The organism is Flavobacterium calami (assembly GCF_038290035.1).
GTDB lineage: Bacteria > Bacteroidota > Bacteroidia > Flavobacteriales > Flavobacteriaceae > Flavobacterium > Flavobacterium calami.
The window spans coordinates 78,395-103,881 of the sequence record NZ_JBBYHS010000016.1 but is presented as its reverse complement, the minus strand read 5'-3'; the positions used below and the strand labels follow the sequence as shown (position 1 = coordinate 103,881).

15 protein-coding genes and 2 tRNA genes are annotated in these 25,487 nt (G+C 34.1%); 8 read left to right on the top strand and 9 right to left on the bottom strand.

Features of this window, described 5'->3' with window-relative positions; all coding sequences use genetic code 11:
- From AAEO57_RS15600 to AAEO57_RS15575, 6 genes are all read left to right on the top strand, one after another.
- Positions 1-1,245, top strand: a complete 1,245-nt coding sequence (locus tag AAEO57_RS15600) for a glycoside hydrolase family 88/105 protein (protein ID WP_341693957.1) — start codon at positions 1-3, stop codon at positions 1,243-1,245.
- Between the two features lie 344 nt (positions 1,246-1,589).
- Complete coding sequence (locus AAEO57_RS15595) at positions 1,590-2,777, top strand: hypothetical protein (protein ID WP_341693956.1); 1,188 nt, start codon at positions 1,590-1,592, stop codon at positions 2,775-2,777.
- Positions 2,778-3,025: 248 nt separating this feature from the next.
- Positions 3,026-4,747 (top strand): tetratricopeptide repeat protein, encoded by a 1,722-nt coding sequence (locus tag AAEO57_RS15590; protein ID WP_341693955.1) that lies wholly within the window; start codon positions 3,026-3,028, stop codon positions 4,745-4,747.
- A 142-nt stretch (positions 4,748-4,889) separates the two neighbouring features.
- Entirely contained in the window at positions 4,890-5,471 is a 582-nt protein-coding gene (locus AAEO57_RS15585) for a hypothetical protein (protein WP_341693954.1), read from the top strand.
- A gap of 313 nt (positions 5,472-5,784) precedes the next feature.
- Positions 5,785-6,306 carry an STM3941 family protein gene (locus tag AAEO57_RS15580; RefSeq protein WP_341693953.1) on the top strand — a complete coding sequence of 174 codons (522 nt, stop codon included), beginning with the start codon at positions 5,785-5,787 and terminating at the stop codon, positions 6,304-6,306.
- A 296-nt stretch (positions 6,307-6,602) separates the two neighbouring features.
- Entirely contained in the window at positions 6,603-7,202 is a 600-nt protein-coding gene (locus tag AAEO57_RS15575) for a DUF6624 domain-containing protein (RefSeq protein WP_341693952.1), read from the top strand.
- 246 nt (positions 7,203-7,448) lie between these two features.
- On the opposite strand, the gene AAEO57_RS15570 is transcribed toward AAEO57_RS15575, so the two are convergent.
- The 8 genes from AAEO57_RS15570 to AAEO57_RS15535 all read right to left on the bottom strand — a co-directional run bounded on the left by AAEO57_RS15570 (position 7,449) and on the right by AAEO57_RS15535 (position 22,259).
- Positions 7,449-10,244: a M16 family metallopeptidase gene (locus AAEO57_RS15570; RefSeq protein ID WP_341693951.1), complete on the bottom strand. Its 2,796-nt coding sequence runs from the start codon at positions 10,242-10,244 to the stop codon at positions 7,449-7,451.
- Positions 10,245-10,480: 236 nt separating this feature from the next.
- Entirely contained in the window at positions 10,481-13,078 is a 2,598-nt protein-coding gene (locus tag AAEO57_RS15565; protein WP_341693950.1) for an alpha/beta hydrolase family protein, read from the bottom strand.
- A gap of 26 nt (positions 13,079-13,104) precedes the next feature.
- Positions 13,105-15,084, bottom strand: a complete 1,980-nt coding sequence (locus AAEO57_RS15560) for a TlpA family protein disulfide reductase (protein WP_341693949.1) — start codon at positions 15,082-15,084, stop codon at positions 13,105-13,107.
- A 10-nt stretch (positions 15,085-15,094) separates the two neighbouring features.
- A complete protein-coding gene (locus tag AAEO57_RS15555; protein ID WP_341693948.1) occupies positions 15,095-16,450 on the bottom strand; it encodes a RagB/SusD family nutrient uptake outer membrane protein in 1,356 nt (451 codons plus the stop codon).
- Between the two features lie 19 nt (positions 16,451-16,469).
- Positions 16,470-20,048 carry a SusC/RagA family TonB-linked outer membrane protein gene (locus AAEO57_RS15550; protein WP_341693947.1) on the bottom strand — a complete coding sequence of 1,193 codons (3,579 nt, stop codon included), beginning with the start codon at positions 20,046-20,048 and terminating at the stop codon, positions 16,470-16,472.
- Positions 20,049-20,208: 160 nt separating this feature from the next.
- A complete protein-coding gene (locus tag AAEO57_RS15545; RefSeq protein ID WP_341693946.1) occupies positions 20,209-21,267 on the bottom strand; it encodes a FecR family protein in 1,059 nt (352 codons plus the stop codon).
- 78 nt (positions 21,268-21,345) lie between these two features.
- Positions 21,346-21,891, bottom strand: coding sequence for an RNA polymerase sigma factor (locus AAEO57_RS15540; RefSeq protein ID WP_341693945.1), 546 nt, complete (start codon positions 21,889-21,891; stop codon positions 21,346-21,348).
- A gap of 296 nt (positions 21,892-22,187) precedes the next feature.
- Positions 22,188-22,259, bottom strand: a tRNA-Glu gene (locus AAEO57_RS15535).
- 600 nt (positions 22,260-22,859) lie between these two features.
- On the opposite strand from AAEO57_RS15535, the gene AAEO57_RS15530 reads away from it, so the two are divergent.
- The gene (locus AAEO57_RS15530) at positions 22,860-23,990 is read left to right on the top strand and encodes a DUF4861 family protein (RefSeq protein WP_341693944.1); all 1,131 of its coding nucleotides are present in this window, start codon (positions 22,860-22,862) and stop codon (positions 23,988-23,990) included.
- Positions 23,991-24,125: 135 nt separating this feature from the next.
- Positions 24,126-24,198, top strand: a tRNA-Met gene (locus AAEO57_RS15525).
- Positions 24,199-24,367: 169 nt separating this feature from the next.
- Here the strand turns inward: AAEO57_RS15525 and AAEO57_RS15520 are convergent.
- On the bottom strand, positions 24,368-25,483 hold the full coding sequence (locus AAEO57_RS15520; protein WP_341693943.1) for a PepSY-associated TM helix domain-containing protein: 1,116 nt from the start codon (positions 25,481-25,483) through the stop codon (positions 24,368-24,370).
- Positions 25,484-25,487 lie beyond the last annotated feature (4 nt).

Below are 25,487 nucleotides of genomic sequence, written 5' to 3'. Positions count from 1 at the left end.
ATGAATTTCATTAAAATAAAAGTACTTGTCTTTGCTGCTTTAGGTGCAGGAATTTTTTTGGGGAATGCCCAGACAGCTGTTTCAAAATCCTCAGAAGAAAACTCGCAATCTGCAAAAGTAGTCCCAACTAATTTAAAATGGTCTGAAAGAATGATGCTTTCAGAAATGCAGCGATTTCCGGAGTCATGGATGCTTGATTTTAGCAAAAGTCCGAAATGGACTTACCCCGCCGCAATTGTCCTGGATGCCTCAGAAAAATTATATACCAAAACTGGTAAAAAAGAATATTACGATTACATCAGCGATTTTGGAGCAAAACTGATTAATGAAGATGGTACTATTATTTCCTACGAATTAGAAAAGTACAATATTGATCTGCTGAACAGCGGCAATGTGCTCCTTTATCTTTATGAAAAAGAGAAAAAAGAAAAGTATCTAAAAGCACTTCAGACACTTCGTCTGCAGATTGACGGACAGCCGAGAACCAAAGATGGGTCTTTTTGGCATAAAAAAGTATATCCTCATCAAGTATGGCTTGACGGCTTGTATATGGGAATGCCATTCTACGCACATTACACACATGATTTTACAAAAGGCGAGGATGCAAAAAAAGCGTATGATGATGTAGTGCTTCAATTTGATGAGGTTCAAAAAAATCTTTTAGATAAAAAAACGGGATTGTTATATCACGCATGGGACGAGAGCAAAGAGCAGGCTTGGGCTGACAAAAAAACGGGTCTTTCGCCTAATTTCTGGGGGAGAGCAATGGGGTGGTACGGCATGGCTATGGTAGATGTACTGGATTTTTTACCAAAAGATCATCCGGGAAGGGCAAGATTAATTTCTTATATAAAATCATATACCGATGCTGTAATAAAAGTTCAGGATAAAGACAACGGACTTTGGTATCAGGTTCTGGATAAAGCCGGAGCGAAAGGCAATTATACAGAAGCTACGGCTTCTGCGATGTTTGTTTACGTAATGATAAAATCTGTAAACGAAGGCTATCTTCCTAAATCATATAAAAAAGCAGCCAAAAAAGGTTACGATGGGATTATCAAAAATCTTATTTCTGTAGAGGCAAACGGTGTTGTTAATTTAAATAAATGCTGTGCGGTTGCAGGTTTGGGCGGAAAACCATACCGAGATGGTTCTTATGAATATTACATTAATGAAGCCATCCGTTCTAATGACGGAAAAGGAACCGGACCTTTTATTTTAGCAAGTCTTGAATTTGAAAAATAAAATTTAACGTTTCATGGTCGTTTAGACAAATGTTATCTTCCATGTTTGGAGGTAGTAATATCAAAAAAAGCTAAATCGAAAGATTTAGCTTTTTTTGATATGAAATTTATTCAAAAGCTTTGGTTTTTAGTGGTACAATTATAAAATATCATCATTTGTAATGATGGAATGTATCTGACAGTAAACTAATTTTGTTGTAGGTGTTACGTAACAGAAAAATGTATTTTTTAACATAAGTCAATGTATATCGGTGCCGGTTTATTTTTTTTTGTTTTAAACAAGGCGTAATAGCATTATTGCGATTAGGCGGGCAATTTTAACAAACCTACTAAAGTTAGTGAATTATGAAGACTCAAACAGTAAAATTTTTTTTAGCATTGCAGCTGATTAGTTTATTTCTCATTACCTCGTGTCAGGGAGATGACTCAAAAGAGGTTACCAATAATCCGGATTTGGAAAATGCCCAGCTGAAAAGCTTTCCGTTATCTGAGGTTGCTTATCTGGATATCAAAATCACACATCCTGAAATCGTAAACGGAGAGGAAAAAAAATATGGCGAAATTGAAATCACCATTCCGCGTACGCATACGAGTTTGATGCTGAGTTTAAAACAATTCAATTTAGACAACAATAAGTACAGTATTTTTCCGGCTATTGGTGAACAGCAGGATTTTTCAAAAGGATCAGTAACGTACACGATATCATCTAATTTTGATAAAAATAAAAGTGTTCATTATAATGTAAAGGTTGTCGCAGAAGCAGGGTCTGTAAATCTCAATACAAAAATTACAGGTTTCAGTTTTGAGAAAAGTAAAAATCCTTTTCTCGAGTCAACTATTAATGCCGTCAAAATTATCGAGTACGAAAACTACTCTGAAAATGCCATTTATATACTGGTACCTGTAGGAACCGATTTTTCTAAATTGACTCCAACAATAGCTTTTGATGCTGCCAAATTGTATTACAGCTCCGGTACCGAATTTAAGCTCTATACCTCAAATACCATGGAGGTCGATTTTAAATACCCGAAAAGGTTCTATTTGCAGGCAGAAAATTCAAATGGTACTAAATCTAAAATTTATAATGTAATTGTGGACGTAAAAGATCCGGTTAAGTTTGAACAGCTTCCTGTTATTACACCCAATGTAAAATCAGGTGATGGCACAGCGACACAGTTTTTACCTGCTGTGGTTAAATGGACAAATCAGGGAAATCATCCGGTTAGGGGGATGGCTGTCGAAAGTTATAAAAACAAAACGTTCCCGTTTGATTATACAGGCGATGCCAATACGATTACCGCAATTCTTTCAAATCCTGTTGGCGGTACTGACGGCGTTCTCCCGGGAGAAAAAGGGGATGTAAATATAACAGTCAGAAAAATGCCGGTTGCCGGAAAATATAAAACGACTGCAGTATTTGCCCCGACTTTCAACTTTAACAACCATACAATCCACAATTGGCCGGTTACAGAAAGAGTAGAGGGGATTTTCAATACGGTTGAACTATCAATAGAAAGTACAATCTCCGAATGATAAACTTATTAACAGGACAGATAAATCTACTCTTCTGAAAAGTGTTTTTGTAAAATGTGCGTATGTTATATGACTTCGCACATTTTTTTTTAGACTTATAGTCAATTGTTTTGTATGTATTTGTAATACAGTTTGTTGTGATGTTTTTTTGTAACTTTATATAGAATAAATGCGTTTGAATATTACAAAGACGTTTTCTTCTTTTTACGGAGCCTTTCACTGATTAATAAATTACAAATATTTTTGAGATGAAACATTACGTACTTCTGGCTGTTTTGTTGCTTTTTGCCTGTAGTAAAAATAAAAATACAGAAACAAAATCAATAAAAATCACCTCTCCAAAAGGCTGTTATACGCCAAAAACAACAGACAAAGATTGGTACTCGCTGAATAAAAAAGCCCCAAAACTGGAAGGATTAGAGGGTGTTTATTTCAAAATATCCGCAAGTAATAAGGAAGTGCAGCAGTATTTTAATCAAGGAATGATGCTTGCTTACGGTTTTAATCATGCCGAAGCAGCAAGGTCATTTTATGAAGCCTCTCGTCTCGATCCCAAATGCGCTATGGCATATTGGGGTTTTGCTTATGTCTTAGGACCAAATTACAATGCCGGAATGGAAGAAGATAATTTTCAGCGGGCTTATGATGCGGTACAAAAAGCTAAAAAACATATTGCAGATTGTTCTCCAAAAGAAAAAGCATTAATAGAAGCCTTAACGGTCAGATATGCTAAAGATCCGCCTCCGGACAGGAAACCATTAGATATTGCGTATGCTGCGGCGATGAAAAAAGTGTATAACAAATTTCCCTCAGATCCTGACATTGGAGCACTTTATGCCGAATCATTAATGAATCTTCATCCCTGGGACTTATTTGATAAAAGCACCGGAACAGCAAAAGAATGGACTCCCGAAATAGTGAAAATTTTAGAGGAGTTGATGGTTAAAAACCCCAAACATGCCGGTGCCCACCATTTTTATATACATGCAATTGAGGCTTCAGCTACTCCGGAAAAAGGTTTGAAAAGTGCTGAGATATTGCAAACATTGGTTCCGGGATCAGGACATTTGGTTCACATGCCTTCGCACATTTACATTCGTACAGGCGATTATCATAAGGGATCACTTTCTAATATTCAGGCTGTAAAAGTTGATAGTCTTTATACAACTGTATGCCACGCTCAGGGAGCTTATCCTCTGGCGTATTATCCGCATAATTATCATTTTTTAACTGCAACAGCAGCTTTAGAAGGAAATTCTAAATTAGCATGGAATACAGCAAAAAGACTTCAGGAGCATACTTCAGCCGAAATTATGCGTCAGCCCGGCTGGGGTACTTTACAGCATTATTATACGATTCCGTATTATATTGCCGTAAAATTCGCTATGTGGGATACTATTATTTCACTACCCAAACCAGACAAAGACCTTATCTATCCACAGCTGGTCTGGCATTACGCAAGAGGAATGGCATACCTGGGGAAAAACAACCTCTTGAATGCTGAAAAGGAGTTAGCCGCACTCGATAAACTTTCGAAAAACATTATTTTAAAAGAACTCACGATTTGGGATATTAATACTACCGAAGATCTTGCTCATATTGCTTCAAAAGTGCTTGCCGCAGGTATTGCCTCAAAGAAAAATAATTTCAACAAAGCAATCTTGCTCTTAAATGAAGCCATTTCAATTGAAGATGAGCTCAATTATAACGAACCACCGGATTGGTTTTTCTCGGTAAGGCATTATTTAGGAGCTGTATTACTTAAAGCCGGAAAATATAACGAAGCAGAAAAAATCTACCTAAAAGATTTACAAATCTGGCCCAAAAACGGCTGGGCACTCATTGGACTTTACAATTCATTAATGGAGCAGAAAAAAGAAAAAGAAGCCTTGAAAATTAAAATGGCTTTTAATAAGGCATGGCAATATGCAGATTTTAAAATTGTATCCTCGTCTTCGATTGTAGAGTAATAATCTTAACTTTTTTTATATTTTTGAGAAAATATAAGACGAAATGAAATAGCGCCAATCTACCTTGTAAGGAGGGAGATATGCGAATGTTTGGTTCGCATATAAACTAGTTGGCAGAAATATTAACCAAAAATAACTCCAAATGAAAATATTTGATTTTCTTAAAATCTTTAATTCAAAAAATAATGAAGAAACTTCAAATAGAGAAATTTTTGATGAATCATCAAAAGAAGTTGATAATTCAAATGAAGATATAAATAAAAATTACTATTTCAAATTATTTGAAAAATTAGATAAGCATATAATAAATCAAGAAAATTTAGAACTTACTGGAGAAGGAACTTGTATAAAGTGGTCTGGTAGTGATCGTTATGGGCATATAAAATTTAAATTATACGAATCTGCTAAAAATAATTCAGAAATAATTTGGAACATAGGTGAAGAAAAATTGCCTTCTGATTATAGAATATTTGTGAGTAAGATTGCAAATCTATTTCTTGACTTTGTTGAAAAGGAAAGAAACGATTTAAAGAAATTCACATTTGAAATTATAGATAGTAGTCATCATCCAGTCGATGCAAGACCAATAGCTTATGAAGTTGCAACATATAATGCAATTCTAAATTCATTTGATGAAGGATTGCATAAACCAGATCTAAATAAACTATTCAAAATAAAAATTAAAGAACCTATAAAATGGGTTAATTATAAAAAGAAAAAATAAACACAACCTGCCAAGTTAAAAATACTTCTGCCAACAGCCACTACAACGGATTTGGGAATTGGGCTTAATGGAAAGATGGTTTTGTATTTGGATGATTTGGCAAATCCGAAGAATGGACTTAATTTAGTCCCAAACCCGCTGTAGTGCCAGAACGTCAGTCTGTGAAAAAACTAAAATCAACGTCTTGAGAATCTTATATTTGAGATTCTTCTCTGGTAGCTCTCCGAATACTTTCTAAATTTGAAGAGGTTTTTCACAGACTGACGTTAATGGCAATATTACAAGAGAATCCGTTGAAAATTAAAATTGAAAAATGACAGAAGTCAAACTATATAAAAAACCATTAAAAGGACTGAAAATTTTTGCCATGTCAATTCCTTTCATTGCAATTGGAATTTTTACAATAAGTAAAGAACCAATTGGAACAACAGATTATATAATGGGCTGGATTTGCACTTGTTTTTTTGAGCTTGGTATTCCAATTGGACTTTTTCAAACTTTTGACAGACGACCACAAATAATTATAACCGAAAATGGTATTTGGGATAGAACCACAAAGCAAGACGAATTCAAATGGGAGCAAATTAAAAGAGCCTATCCAGTAAACATTCATAATCAAAAATTTGTGTCGCTCAAACTTGACAAGTCTTTTGTCATGAAGAAAAAGTTATATAAATGGGCTGCAAAACTCAATAAAATGGTTGGAGCACAGAATATAAATTTACAAGTTAGTCAACTTAAAACAGACGAAAACAAAATGACTGACTTTATCACTGAAATGATCAATACCGAAAGAGAAAACAGATCTAAAATCATGAAAAAGCACTTTAATTAAAATAAATATTGCCAATAAAAGCCGTTTGACAATATTGCGAATTTTGTAGTAAATTGACGTTTACAATTCGCAAGAAATTTTATCTTTAACAGAAAATAATTAGTTCCGAAGTTCGCAACCAAGCACCAGAACGTCAGTCTGTGAACAAACTAAAATCAACGTCTTGAGAATCTCATATTTGAGATTTTTTTCCGGTAGCTCTCCGAATACTTTCTAAATTTGAAGAGTTTTTTTCACAGACTGACATTAGTGGCTATTGTAGTGCAACAGTTTAGCAAGGACAAAATAACATCAAAATGGACTACAAAAGCATTGCTGAAAAAATCATTGATCTAAAAAATGCAGACTTGACATTAAGGATTAAACTTATTGAAAGCGGACAAATTAGCGAAGGATATAACGAAGAAATGAAAGACTTGCATAACAAAAACGCTAAAATTCTAAATGACATAATTGACTCAATTGGTTATCCGACAATAGACAAAGTTGGTAAAGAAGCAAACGAAGCAGCTTGGTTGGTAATACAACACTCAATCGAACAACCTGAATTTATGAAAAAGAGTGCAGAGCTATTAAAAAGAGCGGTTAGAGAAAATAAAGCAGACTTGAAAAGTTTAGCTTATCTAACTGACCGAATAGCAGTTTTTGAAGGCAAACCACAACTTTACGGAACTCAATTTGATTGGGATGAAAATGGAAATCTAAGTCCAAATCATTTTGATGACTTAGCCAAAGTAAACGAACGAAGAAAATCATTAGGACTTAATACACTTGATGAACAAACAGAAATTATAAAAAAACAAGCGAAAAACGAAAATCAGTCACCACCAATAAACTTTGAACAAAGAAAACAGGAAGTTGAAGAATGGAAAAAGAATGTAGGTTGGATAAGATAAAACAGTCACGAATAGCCGTTTGGCGGGATTGGCCTTTTAGTCTTAATAGAAAGTTGGTTTTGTATATGGAATGTTTTGGTAATTTAATGCCAAAATCACTGTGTTAAAGAAAGGTTATGTTTGTCATTGACAGTTTGTACTCATAATAAAGGCTGTCCAGAATAGACAGCCTTTAAAAACTAATTAAAATAAAAAATAAAAAATCAATAAGAAGTTCATAAACCTGAACCAGTTTATAAAAGCCTCTTATTTTGCTTTCATCAGCACCTGCACGCTGTTGGATTTCTTTAAAGCATTTACCGTGAAATCTTTTAGGTCTTTTGCCGTAATGTTATTTAAAGTGTTTTTAAGGATTTCATTATCAGTTGGTTCTTCGTTATCTCGAACATACGAAGTCAGAACACTCATCCAGTAATTGTTCTGTTTAATCTGCTCCTGATGGTTTTTAAGGATAGATTGTTTGATGTCTTCCAGCATGTTCGCAGGAATGTTTTCGGTTTGTACTCTTGCTAGTTCTGCATGTACAATTTTCACCAATGCATCTGTTTTATCAGGATTACAATCGAAGTTGATTTCCATAGAGAATAATGGAGTAGGAGACTGCGATAAATCCGTTCCAACCTGAACACCGTAACTGCCGCCTTCTTCTTCGCGAATGGTCTCTAAATAACGTTTTGTCAACCATTCAGATAACATATAACTTAAGATTCTATTCTTTTTATTGAAGACCATATCTTTGTTTTCTAAATGAAGATAAACCGTCGTTTTTGGCGTATCCATTGTCCTGATAATTGTTTTTTCAGTCTTTCCGTCTTTCATGGAAATTTTATGATCTACATAATTTTCTGTTTTCTGAGCAGACGGAATATTTCCTAAATACGTATTGATTAAAGCGATATCCTGATCAGAAACGTTTCCGACAAAGAAGAAAGTGAAATCTCCTGCATTTGAGAAACGTTCAGTATAGAATTTTTTAGCCTTGTTTAAATCAAAAGTATTGATGAAATCCTGAGTTAACAGCCAGTTACGTTTGCTGTAATTGGTGTTTAAAACCGAAATCGTATCGCTTAAGGCTTTTTCATTACTGTTTGGCGCATTATTCAGTTTGTTTTGATATTGCTCTTTTATTTTATCAAAAGTACTGTTGTCAAACCTCGGATGCTGAAAATACAAATAAGTAAGCTGTAATAAAGTTGTTAACGATTCTTTGTTACTGCTTCCGTTAAAACCCTCGTACAAACCACCAATATACGGACTCACATTAGCCGTTTTTCCAGTTAGTTTCTTTTTCAGATCGGTAAATTTATAATCGCCCAGGCCAGAATACGCCGCCACAGCAGATGCAATTTGAGCTGACGGAAGATCTTGCCAGTCAGCCAATGAATTTCCTCCGGCACTGTAAGCCGAAAACAAAATCTGGTCTTTGCTCAAAGTGGTCGGATAAACGATAACTTTTGCACCATTTGCCAAAGTATATTTTTTCGCATTAGTGAATGGCTTGATATCTTCTGTTTTTACAATTGCTTTTTCGGTCAATTGCTCTTTTACTAAAGAAGCCGTTAATTCTTCTTCTTTGTAAGGTTCTAATTTGGAGTTTGAAATGGTTTTCATTGCATTCCAATAGTCATTTGCTTCAGGAAATTTTGTTGCAGCATCTTCCGGTGCAGAAACCGATAATACTAAATTATCTTTTGGGTTTAAGGCTTTAAAAGCAGTATTTACCTGAGCCAAAGTAACATTGTTCAGGAACGTATTGATCCATTCGTGTTCTCCTTCAACTGTAAAAACCGGATTGGATTCTAAAAAATACAATTGCAATTGTTCTGCCCAATAACCGTTTCCAATTTTATCTTTATTTGCTAAACGATTATCGTGACTGGTACGCATTTTAGTTTTTAAACGGTCTAATTCCTGCTGTGTAAATCCGTTTTGCATGGCTCTTTCAAATTCTCTGTAGGCTTCGGTAAAAGCTTCAATGAATTTCCCTTTTTTCGGAGTAATATGCATTGAAAATTTACTGTCTAATCTCGAAAGATTATCATTTGAAATTCCGAATGCCAGCCCTGCTGTTTCATTGTTAATGATGTATTCGTTAAAACGGGTATTCATCATTTGCATTGCAAGGTTTTCCTGCATGCTTTTGGTCATTTCAACCTGATCCTGAACCATGGGTTTCGATTTGGTGTACGAAAGTGAAATTCCGGAACGCTGTAATTCTTTATCCGTAGCCAAAACATATCGGTTTTCCTTTTGAACAGGAATTTTTTCGTATTCTCTCTTGTTGATTTTCTTTGGTTTTGGTATCGAACTGAAAATCTCTTTTACTCGTTTTTCGATTAAAGCGACGTCGATATCCCCGACAATAATGACAGCCTGATTTTGCGGCTGATACCATTTTTTATAATAATCTCTTAAAACCTGATATTTGAAATTATTGATGACATTCAAATCCCCGATTACATTTCGTTTGGCATATTTTGAACCCTGAAAAACTACTTTGTCTATTTTTTCTCCGGCTCTGTAATCTGCATTTCTTCTGGTGCGCCATTCTTCACGAATTACGCCTCTTTCGGCATCAATTTCGTTGTCTGCAAGCAGGAGGGAACCTGACCAGTCGTGCAGCACATACATACAAGAATCTAATAAAGTTTTGTTTTCAGAAGGAACATTACTGATGTTATACACCGTTTCGTCATAAGCGGTGTAAGCATTAATGTCTTTTCCAAAAGAAACACCTTGTTTTTCCAGCATATTGATAATTCCTTTTCCTTTAAAATGTGCTGTCCCGTTAAAAGCCATGTGCTCCAGAAAATGCGCCAATCCGTCCTGATCGTCATTTTCTAAAATAGCTCCAACGTTTTGAACGAAATAAAAATCGGCTCTGTCTTTCGGCCATTCGTTGTGTAGGATGAAATACTGCATTCCGTTTGGAAGCGTTCCGTGTGCCACTTCTTTGGGCAGCGGAAAAGTAGTTTTAAACTGCGCCGAAACCTGAGTTAAACCCAAGATTAAGAAATGCGCTAAAATTAATTTTGCTTTCATTGTTGATCGTTATTGTTCTTTTTTTTTGATTGAATTTTAGTTTGAAATGGGTATAAGAAGTTTGTGCTGTTTATTTGAAATCTTCAAAAAACAGTTGTAATGGAACGCGGATTAAACAGATTCGCCCTGCGAAAACGCAGATTTACACAGATAAAATATTTAAATAAAATCCGTTTAATCCGCGTCTTCGCGATAGCGAATCAGTAAAATCAGTGTCTAATTTTTTAAGTATAAAATTACATCCAGTCTGGTTTTGATGCACCTTTTAAGTAATAGTCAAAATACTGCTGCATTTTGAGTGTCCAATCTTTTCTGTTGGCTGCATCTTCTAAAGTGTGTCCTTCTTTTTTGTAGTTAATTAACAAAGCTGGTTTTCCTAAACGACGAAGTGCAAAAAACAAAGATTGTCCTTCTTGATAAGGAACCGCGCGGTCATTGTCATTGTGGAAAATCAATATTGGAGTTTTGATATTTTTTGCTGCAAAAAGAGGAGAATTTTTAATGTATCCGTCTAAGTTGTCATGCATAGAACTTCCCATACGGTATTGATCGGCTTCGTATTTAAACATAGTCGAAATTCCATTGGAGCGCATTACAGGATAGTTGGCAGTAAAATTACTTACTCCAGAACCTACAATTGCACAAGTAAAAAGGTCTGTTTTTGTAGTTAAGAAAGAAGTTTCGTAACCGCCAAAACTGTGTCCTTGAATTCCAATTTTGCCTTTTTCGGTAATACCTTTTGAAATTAAATATTCAACGCCGCTGATTACATCATTGTAAACACTGTTGCCGACATCGCCGTAAACATAATGCACGTCTGGCTGAAAAACGATATATCCCTGGCTTAAATAAGTCGGAATATTAATGTTTGAAGTGCTTACTTCTGGCAATTGATATGCATTAAAATCTTCTGTATGTTTTTCATAAAAATGAACAATTACCGGATATGTTTTTTTGCTATCGTAATTATCTGGAAGATATAGATTTCCGAGATTTTCTTTTCCGTTAAAGCTTTTCCAGGTCAACACTTTTGAAGTTCCCCAGGCATATTCTTTTTGCTGCGGATTGATATCTGTAATTCTTGTCTGTGAGCCAAAACTAGAAGTTCCCCACCATAAATCTGGAAAAACGGTATAACTTTCTTTTGAAAATAAAACACTTGAATCGTCACCAGAAACGGTTTCAATTCGCACATTATAATCAGAGTTTGCAAATACTTTTGTAATAGAACTATTATTGGTTAATTTATAAACTCCTTTAGATTTAGTAATTACATCAAAACCAATAAATGTAATTGCTTTTTTGGAGTCTAAATCTCCTATAAAACCGCTTTCGCTGTAACGCAGTTCAATACTATTTTTTCTTCCGAAACCATTCGTAATGGAATATGCGACTTTTTGATTGGTAAGATCAATTGCCCACAAATCAAACTGATCGTATAAAACCACCGTATTTCCATTGTTTAACCAACCTGCAATTCCATAGGCTGTATTGGAAGATTTCATGTCTACATTATCATTAGAAATCGGATAAGGAATTTGTGAACTAATGTTTTTGAATTGTAAAGAAGCGGGATCAAAAACAGTCCAAACTTTTACTTTTTCATCATAATAAACAGCAAAACTTCCCTGCGGATTCCAGGTTGGATTTCCAAAAACGCCAGTTAGAACTTTTGTTGATTTTCCTGTTTCGGCATCAATCCAATATAAATCGTTACGTTCATTAAAAGTCCAATCGACTTCTACCGCATAGGGTTTTTTATCAATCGCAAAAGCACCTTTAAAATTACCGGATTCCGGAATTAAAACCTGATCAAATTCGCCGGTTGAAGCAACTTTAATTACTTTCTTATTTTGGATGTCATAAAGGAATTTCTGTTCGCTAGGAAGCGTTTTTGAACTTCTCAGTAATTCCTGTCTGCGTTCCATAGTTCCCTGATTCGATCTCCAGATTTCAACATTAGATTTTGCAATCTGAGTATTTTCAGGTCGTTTATTAGAATTCACTAATAACGAAATAAAACGTGTATTTTCATTTAAACTGTAAGCTGTTTTTGAAATCGAAAAACCAGAATCGTTTAAAGTAATTTCATCATAGTTGAATAAAACTTTTGTTGAATTGGTATTCAAATTGAAATAATAAACCAAGTTGAAATCAGAACTGTTGTTTCCTTTTAAAGTGAAACTACCTCCGTTTTCTTTGTCATTTAATTGAAAATCACCAAAGTCAGAAGCTTTTCCGTTATAAACTGTTTCTTGTTTACCGCCTGGAATTCCGTGTTTTAAAAACACCTGATCCTTTTCGATCTGAACATAAACAATCGATTTATTCTTTAAAAATCGAGACGATTTAATGTTGTTTACAGAAATACTGTCATTGCTTTCTAGATTATAAAAAACCAAACGCTGCAAAAGGAATTCTCCTTTTTGAGATTCCGGGCGTGTATAATACAAGAAATCGGTTCCTTCAAGCGGACTTGTATAATGGCTGGTTTTCCAAAGTTTTTTAACTCCTGTTTTTAAATTCTGCAGAAGAGTGCTGTCATTTTTACTGTACTGAATCCAGTCTTTTTTTCCTATGAATTTTAAATCGTCAATATCGTTCAATACCAAACGTTTTCCTTTTGGAGCTTCCTGGATAATGATCTGTTTGTTATTTTCTTTTTCTTCATCCTGAAAAACAGTGCTGTAGGACATCCATTTTCCATTGTATGACAAAGCTTTGCTGTTGATTCTCTGCCAGGATTGGTAAGCCGATTCGTCTACCGTTTTTTTCTGTGCAGATAAACTATGCACACCCAAAGCGAGTGAGCATAGTAAAACTATTTTTTTCATATTTTTTTTTGATTTTCAAAAAGCAATTATTCGTTCTTTAAAGTATTGATAACCTCTGTAAGTTCATCTACTAATTGTCCCGGATTTCCAGAATATCCTTCTGATGTAAAACGGATTTTTCCGTCTTTGATCACAACTTTTCTTGGAATTCCGCTTGATTTAAAAATTGCAGCGTATTTAGAAAAAGATTCATTATTGGTTCCGCCATCTTTTTTAACTAAATCAAAATAAGTATCCAGTTTTAAACCTTTTTCTTTTAAATACGCCAAAGCTTCTTTTTTGTAGCCTTCTTTGGTTTCCTGCGTGCTGATAAAATTAATCTCTACTTGTTTGTCTTCTTTAAAGTTGTTTACTAATTGCTGCATTGCCGGAAAAGCCTTTTTACAAGGCCCGCACCAGGTCGCCCAAAAATCGATAACGATAATTTTACCGCTGTTTAAAGCCAAATCTTTTGTTTTTTCGTCTGCAGACTGCACTTTAATAGCGGGCGCAGGAACTGGATCCATTAAAGCGATTTTTTCTTCCGGCTTATTTTCTTTTTTCAATTGCTCTAAATATGCGGGAAAATCAGCTTCTTTTTTGCCTTCTTTCAAATACAATTCTTTCAGCTTAGCTGTTGCACCTTCTGATAAAGTATTGGCTTTTGCCGCATTTTTCAAAACTTCAATAACTGGTCTATTAAATGTTTCTAAAGCTTTAATATGAATATCGTTGATGCTTGCTTTTTCGTAACGTTTTTCGAAAGGCAGTAATTCAAAAGTTTCTAAAACTTCTTTGTGTTTTTTCAAAATATCGTACATACGAATCTGAATTACCAACTCATCGTTTAATTGCATTTTCGCATTCTCAGTCGCCTGGTTTGGCGACCAGTAAAGTCCCTGCATGTAAGACATATCGTTTACTTTTTGCTGCATCTGCTGAATCATTGGCACTGCCATAGTTTCGATTACGGCAGGATCAACTGCTTTTAAGTATAATGCTTTCGAAATATTCTGATGGTAGGCATCATTTAAATTAGCAAAATTCATTGTGGGAATCATAGCTAAAATGCTTTTGTAATCTTTAGTATCGAAATAATATCCAAACTGCATTTTTACAATGTTATCGTAGAAATATTTCTGAGAATCCGGTACATCTGTAGTGAATGGAAAATCGGTTAGAAATTGATTTATCACTTTGTTTCTTTCTGCAGCATCGGCAATCGGCATGATTTTTTGATAGGCTTTGAATCTTACATGGCTTCCTTTTGGAAACTGTTTTTCGATTACTGCTTCAAGAGAGTCCGCCTTTGTTTTATTGTTTAGATCGAACAAATAAATGTGATGTACTTTTGTGTATACTTCTTCAGGAAGCCCCTTCATGTTTTTTGTAAAATCGGCTAAAAACTTTTTTCCCAATTCCTGAAATTTTTCAGGTTTCTGCACTTTTAATACTTTAAAATAAGTATCAAAAAATTCTGGAAAACGGTCTCCATGATCTGCGACTTCTTTCTTTAACCAATATTCTGTTGCATCTCCTTCAATAGAAAAATCTTTGAAATAACCGCCAAACTGACCATTGAAGTCTTTGTTTCTAAACGTTGCCCAAGCGAGATCTGCTCCGGGCATTTTTACTTTTGGCTCTTTAAAGGCAACCAGCATATATCCCGTATCTTGATTAGTGTCGGTAACTAATCCATTTTCGGTATTGCCATAGAATTTGAAAGCCATGAAAGCACAGTTTTTTGGGACTGTAAAATCGGCGCTGTAAACAGCGCCATTTTTTTTCATTTTAAGGTCTTCGATTTCCCATCTGTAATCATTGAATACATAAGCATAGCCGCTGATATCTTTAACGTTTTCAAGTGGACCGCCTTTTGGATCATACGTCATGCTGAAAGTCATTCCAGGTATGGGGATATCCACCATACCTGTTAATCTTGACTTTATTTCCTGACTTGTAACCTGTAAGGTAAAGGCGCAAAAGACCAATACCAGCAATTTGATATTTATTGTTTTTTTTAACATTTTGTGTTTTTTAATTACCCAATTCCGGGTTTAAATCGATGTAATTTTGGTGAATTGGAAATACATATCCATCACTGTTTGGTTCAAGAGTATAAGTCTCTCCTTTAAAAACTCTAGTATACGTTTTTTGGTAAAGCGGATCCAAATTCAATCTTCGCTGATCAAACCAACGGAATCCTCTACCGATAAACTCTTTTTGTCTTTCTAATAAAACTAAATCTAAAGCTTCTTTACTTGTAGAAGCAGATACAGCATATACCGTTCCTGTTTTATATCTTTTAGCTCTAAGAATATTCAGATTATCAATAGCACTCTGCGTATTTCCGGCACGTGCATAACATTCAGCAAGAATCAGATACATCTCAGGAACCGAAACTCCGATATTAATTCCGTTTGTGTAGCTATACGTGTAAATTCCAAATCCTCTTCCAGTATAACTAGGGTAAAAACTAGTTCCCGCTGCTGTATAATAATTATATCGAAGATCATCGACGCTATAACTGTTTAATAAGTCCTGTGCCAATGGTGCACCATTATAGGTAAGTAAAAGCGTTTTTGAAAATATAACTTCTTGATTCTGAATTAAAACCGGATAACTATAAGCAGATGCTAATCCTTTTAAATCAATTAAGGTATTTTGCATCGCTAATACTTTTTGTGCATTTTCAAGACTCAAATCATATTGCCCCATCAATAAATAAGTTCTCGCTAATAATGCATAAACTGCTCTTTTAGAAGGAAGCACATTGAAATTCGGATTATCCTGAATATCATTTGCTAAAGCATTTTTTAAATCAGAAATAATCTGATCGTAAACCTCTCCTACTGTATTTCTCTCTAGTGAAGAATACAATAATGGTTTTAATAACAACGGAACTGCTTTTTCTGAATTATCAGACGCAGGATCAAACTGTGGCCCGTAAGTATTAACTAATTGCAGATAAGCAAAAGCTCTGTGCACAAAAGCTTCGGCATAAATTTCTTTCTTTTCTGCCTCAGTCCCTTTTTCGCTACTCATTACGCCGTCAAGAATTACATTACTGTAATAAACCGCTTTATACAAATTTATCCAGTCACTATCTCCTTGAGAGACATCATAGATTGTCTCCTTCCAGGTGTAGCTGTTTCCCCAAATAGTACTAACACTACTTTGGTAAGTGGTTGGGAATTCTACATCGGCATTAGCCAAAAGATAAATTCCTCCTGATGCTGTTATATTGTTGTAATTATTTGCCAGCCCTCTGTAGTCAGAAGTGTATTTTAAAACTCTGTTGTTTCCAACCGGTTCTACTTCAACATAATCTCGGCATGAGTTTAATAAAAGTACCGGTAGAAATATATATAATGTGGATTTTAGAAATTTCATAAGTCTTTATTTTTTAAAATTAAAAAGTACAATTAAACTGTAAAGTATAATTACGCTGAGGCGGAAGTGTATTATAGTTATTATTTGACAAGTATTGAGGATCAATACCTAGATCATTTTTAACCCATAATAAACCTAAGTTTCTTGCCGCAAAATTGAAACTCAATGACTTAATAAAAGTATTCTCTATCCATTTATTTGGAACATTATAACCTAATGAAATTTGCTGTAATCTGATGTTGTCTGCAGGAAGCACATTAATATCTGCCATTTGATAACGGTTTAAACTGTTGTAACTGATATTAGTAAGTCCTGGTACATTTGTATTCGCTTCATCTCCAGCTTGTCTCCATCTTTGTGCTATCAATTCATCTTTAGCTACTGCTCCGTACTGAACTCCTGAATAAGAAGGATAGTTTTGCAGAACCGGGTTTCTAAATACGTGACCAGCATAATACGTAATCTGAACGCCTAATCTGAAATTTTTATATGAAAAATCATTCATTAATCCTCCGAAATAAGGAGCAAATGTAGTTCCCATTTTTTTCAGATCGTCTTTATCAATATTTGTTATACCCTGAGATGCATTCACAATTGTACCATCTTTTTTATAAACGGTTGACTGACCTGTAGCATCTAAACCAGCCCAATTGTAAGCATATATTGTTCCTATTGATTCTCCAAGCATTGCTCCCCCAGCTAAATACTGATTGGTTGAGGTCATTTTATAACGAGTATCTGTTACTTCATTTGTATTGTATGAAAAATTAATACTGCTGTTCCATTTAAAACCTGAGTTTACTATTACTCCGGACAAAGTAGCATCAATACCATGTCCTTTTAATGAAGCTGCATTATAATTCAGATACGACCATCCGTAAGTTGGATTAAATGGTACATTGGCTATAATATTATCTGATTTCTTTTTATAAAATTCAAAAGAACCACGTAAACGATTATTAAAGAGACCATAATCTAAACCAAAGTTTAATGTTTTTGTTCTCTCCCATGTAATTTCTGGATTTTGCGGTATAGAAATAGAAGCAGTTGGTAAATTTGTATTATAATCTACTGATCCTACCGTTATAATAGGTTTTGTGCTACCAAATCCTGCTGTTGGTGTACTTCCGCCTGCTCCATAAGTAACTCTCAATGCAAGGTCATTTAGCCAGTTAACATTTCTTAAGAAAAATTCTTTGTTAATATCCCATTTCCCTCCTACAGACCAAAAAGGTTTTGCTCTCTCACTTCTTGAAGCTCCAATTATATTGGCATCATCAAAACGTGCACTTCCAGATATATGATATTTGTTCATAAAATCATAAGAGCCTAATCCATAATAAGATAAATTCCTCACGTGTGATTTACTGATGCTGGTATCGGAACTACCGATAATACTTTGCCATCCATAAATAGTCGTGTAATAGGTTGTTGGATTTATTGCTATGGAAGAATTTGTATCTAAGTCATACCCATAATATCTTTGGCTGGATCCTTCTGCTTTTATGTCTCTGGTTTCAGCACCGGCTAAAAAGTGAAGGCTATTATTTTCATTAAAGCTTTTATTGATATTGGTTTGGAAACGCATGGTTACAGATTCACTATTTGATAGAGTATTATACAAATATGATCCTACCGGTATTCCGTAAACTAATTTACCAGCTGAACTAACAGAAGTAGCCAGATTAATCATGTTTCGTGTATAATAACTGTCTAATTCACTTAGCGAATTGGTTTTATTTCCTATTGTAGTATACATACCAGAAACCTCAAAATTTAACCATTTGGTAGCTGTAGCTGTCAAACTAGCATTCAATCTTATATTGTTCCCTTTTGTTACTACATTAGAATAGTTTAACTCATCTAAATAATTGTACGTCCATGGCAAATATCCTTTTGCTTCGTAGCTTTGAGCCACTTCAGGTCTGAAAATAATATAACGGTCAATACCATTTCCGTTTGCATCAGTAATCATATCATACGGACGCAAAGCAAAATCCGAAACATTAGATAATGCTTCATTTGCTGTATTGTTTACCTGAAAAGTTGAATTTACGTAGTTTACACCCGTATTTAATTTTAAAAAACTCTTAAGCTGAAACGTATTATTAAGTGTCAGATTATAAGACTGAGAATCGTTACTTCTCATAGCTGCCTGATCATTATTGTAGCCTAAAGAAAAATAATATGTGCTTTTATCTGTTCCTCCATTAATAGACAAATCATATTGTGTTGTCAGTGAATTTCTTAACAAATATCTGTTAATCTGCCCCAAATTATCGTTTTGTGATAACTGATCTAATAACTGATCTCGCTCTGACAAGGAAATTTGACCTCTTTGCTGTCTGAACATAATTTCCTGAGCTGCACTTGGATTTTTTGCATAACCTGAATTAATCGAATTATTAATATTATCTACAACAAACCCGCCACTTACTAAATCTTTCTCATAATCAATATATTGAGCTGTGTTCATAATACGAAGTTTGCCTAAATCCATTTTCTCACCAATAGTAGTAGTAGTATTGAAACTGATTACTGGTTCACCTCTTTTACCTTTTTTAGTGACTACCACAATCACACCATTAGAAGCGGCAGATCCCCAAATTGCAGCTGCTGCTGCATCTTTTAAAACCGTGATACTTTCTACATCATCCGGATTCATATAACTTAAAATAGATGATCCCGGCACACCTCTTTTACTAAATGCAAAAGCTTCTGCCTGCGGAAAACCATCAACCACAATTAAAGGATTACCTGAACCACTGTAGTTATTCGTTCCTCTCACCGTTATAGAACCTGTTCTTGGATCTACTTTTACACCAGCCATCTTCCCTTCAATTCTTGACTGAATATCTACGGTTGGAACTTCAGCGAGTTCTTTGGCTCCAATAACTCCAAATGATCCCGTAGCTCTTTCTTTAGGTAAATCTGTATATCCGTTTGAAGCTACAACAACTAAATCTTTCAATAATTCAACCTGAGGTTCCAATATTACATTTAACACTTTTTTATCCTTAACAGCCAGTGTTTTTGTTTTATATCCTAAATAAGAAAATCTAAGAGAGTCTGTAGCAATTACTTCAATTCTGTAATCACCTTTTTCGCGGGTTACATCCCAAATTTGAGTACCTACCAATAAAACATTTACCCCAATTAAACGATTTCCTTTTTTATCGGTTACTATTCCTTTAATTTCATAAGGTTCCAGTTCGTTTGATAAAGTTTTAATTTTACTTTTTTTAATTACAATCTGCTTGTCTATAATGGTATAAGTCAAGCCTGTATTAGCTAAAGCCGTATTTAAGATTTCAGGAACAGTACTGTATTGATTTATACTCACTTTTTTAGAAGCATTTAGCAAATCATCATTATAAAAAAAGACGTAATCGCTTTTTTGCTGAATTGTCGTAAAAAGGGTTTTCAGAGAGGCTCCCTGTACCTTTACCGATATTTCATTTTGCGCTTCTACACTGTGAGCATAAATACTGGTTATTCCTAAATACAGTGATAAAATGAATACTCTCATAAATAAAATAAAAGTAAGGTTGATGATTTTTTTAGGCAATAGAAAGCCTTTATCATGATTTTTATTCATAATTTTGTTTTAGTTATCAATAATTGCATCTGCAATTAAAATTTTACATAGCCAAAAGATGTTCCAGCATCTTTTGGTTTTTTTGTTTTTGGTAGGGTTATGTTAGGTTATTTCAAATCTTTATTTAAATCATAGGCATTTATGTTTTTTGTTGTTAATATTAGTTAATAGTGATTTCCCGGGTACTTTCATTATAAACAAGTTCAAAACCTGTTGTAGCTTCTAATGTTTCAACTACTTTATCCAAATCATCATTCAGTTTAAAAGCCCCGGAGTAGGTTTCGTTTGTACTTATTTTTTTATTTAAAACAAAATCGACATTGTAATAGCGTGTTAATTTGTCTAATACCAGCGATAATCTTTCCTGTGAAAATTCATAATATCCTTTTCTCCATGAAAACAAAGGTTCAACATCCTGTACAACTGCTTTCATTGTTTCTTTCTTTTTATCGAGTGCAGCAATCATTCCTGGTTTAAGAATGGTCTGAATAGTATCTGTTCCGAAAAAACCTTTTTTGGCATACGCTACTTTTACTTTTCCTCTTAATAAAGCAGTCGAAACTTTTGCATCTTTAGCATAACAACTCACATTAAAAAGGGTTCCTAATACACGCACACTGTAATTGTTAGCAGTTTTTACAAAAAAAGGTTTTGCTGCATTATGTGATACATCAAAAATTCCTTCTCCTTCTAAAAATACTTCTCTGGTTTCGGCATCAAAAGTTGTCGGATAAATTAATTTAGATCCTGAATTCAGCCAAACCTGGGTTCCGTCTGCAAGACTAAGCTGTGCCCGTTTGCCATAAGGAACTAAAACTGTATTGTATTGAGATTCTTTAGAAACTTTCTGCTTAATCTGTTTGTTATTTACATTAATTTTATTTCCTGAAGCATCATAAGCAATTGTGGTACTGTCTCCAACCGTTACAGCCTCATGATCTGAGAGTACTAACTGAACCTTATTGCTTTTTTCAAAAGAACCTTCATTGGCAGTATTTTTTGCAAACTCCTCAATTGCATTTATCTCTAACGACTGTGATTTTTGTTTAAAAATTGTAACAAGTCCAAAAAGCAGACAAAATACAGCTGCGGCGCTCGATGAAAGCACATAAAGTTTTTTACGTCGGGCTCGTTTTTTTTCAAAAGCAATACTTTCTGCAATTTTTGCTTTTAAATCAGCTTTGACTTCTTTTGGTAAAATTTTGAAATTTGGGTACAAAATATTTTTCTTTTAGATTCTCTATAATTACATAGAGAACCAAAAGTCAAAAGCATAGACAAAAAAAATAATGTTTTTTTAAAGTTTTTTTCGAAGTTCTTTCAAACATCTGTATATCAGTGTTCTGGAGGATTCAACAGAGATGTCTAAGATTGAAGCAATTTCTTCATAAGGTTTGTCTTCGTTAAATCTGTAGAATAAGGCTGTACGCTGTTTTTCGGTAAGTTCTTCTATGGCAAAAGCCAGCTTAGAATTAAGTTCCAGAGTATTTTCTTCGGCAATTAAAGTTTCTTCAAAAGAAGCTTCTTTGGGTGTAAAATATTCATATTCACGGTTAATGTGAAATATTTTTTGTGAAGCTTTATTCTTTTTTAAGACATTTCGCTGTGTAATTTTAAAGAGATAAGATTTTACGTTTACAGTTTCAGCTAAGCCGGTTCGGTACTTATAAATGTCCAGAAAGACATCATGAATTGCATCTTTGGCAAAAGATTCTTCGTTAGTATATTGTAAAGCAAAAGTAAGTAAAACATCAGCATAGCTATCATACAGCTTTTCAAAGGCGTTAATATCACCTTTTTTGATCTGCTCCCATAATAAAATATCTTCTGTGGTATTCTCCATTTAAGGAATAAAATTGCTTATTGGTATTTAAAGGCAAATCTATGACTTTTATCAGTCAATTGGAGAATCTTTCGAATATTTCACATCCTTTTGGAGATTTTTGGGAAAATAATGGCGATTATTTTGTTAAAATCAGCCTGAAGAAAAAGGCTTTTTGTACTGCTGTGTGGGCTTGTAACCGCTGTTTGTGTCTTTTCTTTAGCATTTTTAATATACAATGTTCCAGATTCAGCCATTTGTGGTATAATCTAAACAAAAAAAGCTTCAGATTTCTCTGAAGCTTTTGTATTATTAAGTAGTCCGTGGGGGAATCGAACCCCCCTTACCAGGATGAAAACCTGGCGTCCTAACCGATAGACGAACGGACCTGCTTTGCTATTGCGGGTGCAAAAATGCAATTAATTTTAGAATACACAAAATGTTTTTTTAAGAATTTGATTTAATTATTCTGTTAAAATCATTTTAAGTAATAACCTTTCGTAATTGAATCTGTTTTTTCTAAATGTATTTTGCTGATTAATAATTGGTTGTTTTGGATTTAAAAATAAGGACAAGTAAGTTTTTTATTTTTTCATCAAAACAAATAATTTTATTTTTTTTTAAATTTTTCATTTTGAAAGAATATTCTTTTGGTTTTTCAGCGTTTTTTTTGATGTTTATTACCAGAACAATTTAATGTTATGTAGTGTTTCTAAACTCTTGCAGGCATTTTAGCCAGGCTCATAAAATAAAAAGCTCCGGATTGATCCGAAGGTTAATCGTTTAAACTACCAGTTTGATTTTGTTAGGCTTTGTTCTTGATAAACCCGTTTGATGCTTCTTCGGTTAAAAGTCCCTCCGAATGCATTTTTTAAATAAATGATATTTTTTATTCCCAATTCCCACTGTTTGAACTATTTTTATAAAATTAAACTTTACTAAGTTTAAACTAGCTCAGAAACATATATTAGAATTATATCTTTACAATTATGAAAAACATTATATGCATTTCTTTATTTTTCCTTTTGTTGCCATTAATGCTTTTGTCACAAAACAAAGCAGCTATCGAAATTCAAAATAATTCAGATTTAGAAAGAAATGAAGCTGTTGTGGCTATCAATTGGCAAACCATCTTGTCTCATTATCCTCAAATAGACACGTCAAATTTTGTAGTAATTAATGCTGAAACTAAAAAACAGATTCCGTATCAATTAGAACATAAAGGACTTCCGAAAATTCAGAATTTACTAATACAAGTAAATGTAAAGGCAAAAACAACGCTTAGTCTTTTTATTCAAAAAGGAAAACCAAATCCGGTTGAAGTTAAAACCTATGCGCGTTATGTGCCGGAGCGTAAAGACGATTTTGCCTGGGAAAATGATAAAATTGCTTTTAGAACCTACGGAAAAGCGATAGAAAATACCAACGAAGATGCATACGGTTTTGACGTTTGGGTAAAAAGAACCGATAAAATGGTCATTAACGAGCGTTATAAATTAGGCAATTATCACAAAGACAATGGCAACGGAATGGATTATTACCATGTCGGGCACACATTAGGTGCTGGCAACATGGCGCCTTTTATTAAAGATACGATTCGATATTCTGCCAATTATCACCAGTGGAAACTACTGGACAATGGACCTTTGCGGTCTACTTTTCAGCTTATTTACGATACATGGAATGCTGGAGGTATAAAAGTAAAAGCTGTAAAAACGATTTCTCTTGATGCCGGATCACAGCTTAGTCGTGTAGAAAATAAGTATACTTTTGACGATAATAAGTCGATGCCGGTTGTGGTCGGAATTATTAAAAGACCTGAGTCTGGTGTAATTTTGTTAGAGGAACAAAAAGGCATTATGGGATATTGGGAGCCAACGGCTAAAGAAGATGGTACAACGGGCGTTGGTTCAATTTTGACCACTCCTGTAAAGAATATGTTTGTAAATAAAGAGCAGATTTTAGGCATTACAGAAGTAAAAAACAATGAGCCAATCGTTTATTATACAGGAGCTTCATGGGATAAAGCAGGTGAAATCGTAAACTCAGTTCAATGGTTTGAATACCTGAATCATTTTTCACAAGAATTGAAAAATCCACTATTAGTAAGTGTTAGATAAATGACAATTGTTTTATAGGAATTTTTTTTAAATGCTGTAAAACAGATATATATTGAGTTTAATAATGTTAAATAAAAAAAAATAGAAATTTCTTTGTATAACCGTATTTAGTGTGTATCTTTGCACCCGAAACATCGCGGGATAGAGCAGTAGGCAGCTCGTCGGGCTCATAACCCGAAGGTCACAGGTTCGAGTCCTGTTCCCGCTACTAAGACAAAAGCTTCAGAGAAATCTGGAGCTTTTTTTTTTATAACATTTTATAACTGAATATGGATCGTGATCCAAAAGTTAGGAATTATGCAAAAGGCTTAGATAAGATTAAATCCTACTGATTTACTTTTTTGCAAACCTTATGATTTGATATTAGAATTTTTAAATTAGTTAGCTGCTTTCTTTTTTCGTTTTCCTAGCCAGATAAATAATCCCGTAACAGGTAAGGTTACTGCAAAAAGACAAACGATAAAAGCAAGTATTTTAGTGGGGTAGCCATAAATACTTCCGGTATGGATGGGATAAATAAGCCGTTTCAGTTTGTCTCCTTTCGAAAAGGATTCATAAGCTCTGACTTCAATATCTTTTCCTGTGTATTTGTCAAAATAAATAGCACTTGACTGGTTTGGAATGTTAAATTCTAAGTTCTCTTTTAATACCAGAATACTGTTAATGGTATCAGCAGGCATCCTAATCTGAATATTGCCTTTGTATGGAAATATACTGTCTGTTTTTCGATATAAAGTTTGATAAAAAGCAGTTTTGTCTGTTTGAGGATCAACTTTAGTAGGGTTTTCTACTTTAGGAGATGGTCTTTCAGTAGTACCATTTGCGATGAAATACATTCCGTTTTCAAACCATTTAAAAGACCATGTTAAACCTGTCAGGGCTATAATTAACAAAAAAAGAAAAGTGTAAAATCCAAAAGTGGAATGAAAGTCCCAATTGACTCTTTTAAAAGAGGCTTTCCATTTTACAGTTAGACGTTGCTTTAAATTTTTTGCTTTTTTAGGCCACCACAAAACAAGACCAGAAATCAGCATGAAAACAAATATTAGGCAGGAACATCCGGTAATGATTTCACCAATGTCATGCATCAGTAAATGCCTGTGTATGTTTAATACAACAGAGAAAAACCGGTTTTCCTGTGAGATAGTCCCGAGTATTTTTCCTGTATAAGGATCTACAGAGAAAATTTGGCTGTCTCCTTCGCTGTCTTTTCCTACGATTGTCATAGTACGCTTAGGATCGTTGTAAACTATGATTCGGTTTATCTTTTCAATGGCATATCGCTTCTGAATGGCAGCTGTACATTCATCAATTGATTTTTTACTGGTTCCCACAGTGGTTACATTATAAAACTCTGGATTAACAAACTGGTCAATTTCTTTTTCGAAAACCAAAAGACTGCCTGTTAAAGCTACTATAAATAAAATAAGACCTGAAGCAAGTCCTAACCAAAGGTGTAATTGTCCAATTTTTTTCTTCAATTTTTTCTTCATGTGG

What these genes read in the sequence shown, in the direction of transcription:
- AAEO57_RS15600 (WP_341693957.1), top strand. Translation starts at nt 1, where the DNA reads ATGAATTTCATTAAAATAAAAGTACTTGTCTTTGCTGCTTTAGGTGCA.
- AAEO57_RS15595 (WP_341693956.1), top strand. Translation starts at nt 1,590, where the DNA reads ATGAAGACTCAAACAGTAAAATTTTTTTTAGCATTGCAGCTGATTAGT.
- AAEO57_RS15590 (WP_341693955.1), top strand. Translation starts at nt 3,026, where the DNA reads ATGAAACATTACGTACTTCTGGCTGTTTTGTTGCTTTTTGCCTGTAGT.
- AAEO57_RS15585 (WP_341693954.1), top strand. Translation starts at nt 4,890, where the DNA reads ATGAAAATATTTGATTTTCTTAAAATCTTTAATTCAAAAAATAATGAA.
- AAEO57_RS15580 (WP_341693953.1), top strand. Translation starts at nt 5,785, where the DNA reads ATGACAGAAGTCAAACTATATAAAAAACCATTAAAAGGACTGAAAATT.
- AAEO57_RS15575 (WP_341693952.1), top strand. Translation starts at nt 6,603, where the DNA reads ATGGACTACAAAAGCATTGCTGAAAAAATCATTGATCTAAAAAATGCA.
- AAEO57_RS15570 (WP_341693951.1), bottom strand. Translation starts at nt 10,244, where the DNA reads ATGAAAGCAAAATTAATTTTAGCGCATTTCTTAATCTTGGGTTTAACT.
- AAEO57_RS15565 (WP_341693950.1), bottom strand. Translation starts at nt 13,078, where the DNA reads ATGAAAAAAATAGTTTTACTATGCTCACTCGCTTTGGGTGTGCATAGT.
- AAEO57_RS15560 (WP_341693949.1), bottom strand. Translation starts at nt 15,084, where the DNA reads ATGTTAAAAAAAACAATAAATATCAAATTGCTGGTATTGGTCTTTTGC.
- AAEO57_RS15555 (WP_341693948.1), bottom strand. Translation starts at nt 16,450, where the DNA reads ATGAAATTTCTAAAATCCACATTATATATATTTCTACCGGTACTTTTA.
- AAEO57_RS15550 (WP_341693947.1), bottom strand. Translation starts at nt 20,048, where the DNA reads ATGAATAAAAATCATGATAAAGGCTTTCTATTGCCTAAAAAAATCATC.
- AAEO57_RS15540 (WP_341693945.1), bottom strand. Translation starts at nt 21,891, where the DNA reads ATGGAGAATACCACAGAAGATATTTTATTATGGGAGCAGATCAAAAAA.
- AAEO57_RS15530 (WP_341693944.1), top strand. Translation starts at nt 22,860, where the DNA reads ATGAAAAACATTATATGCATTTCTTTATTTTTCCTTTTGTTGCCATTA.
- AAEO57_RS15520 (WP_341693943.1), bottom strand. Translation starts at nt 25,483, where the DNA reads ATGAAGAAAAAATTGAAGAAAAAAATTGGACAATTACACCTTTGGTTA.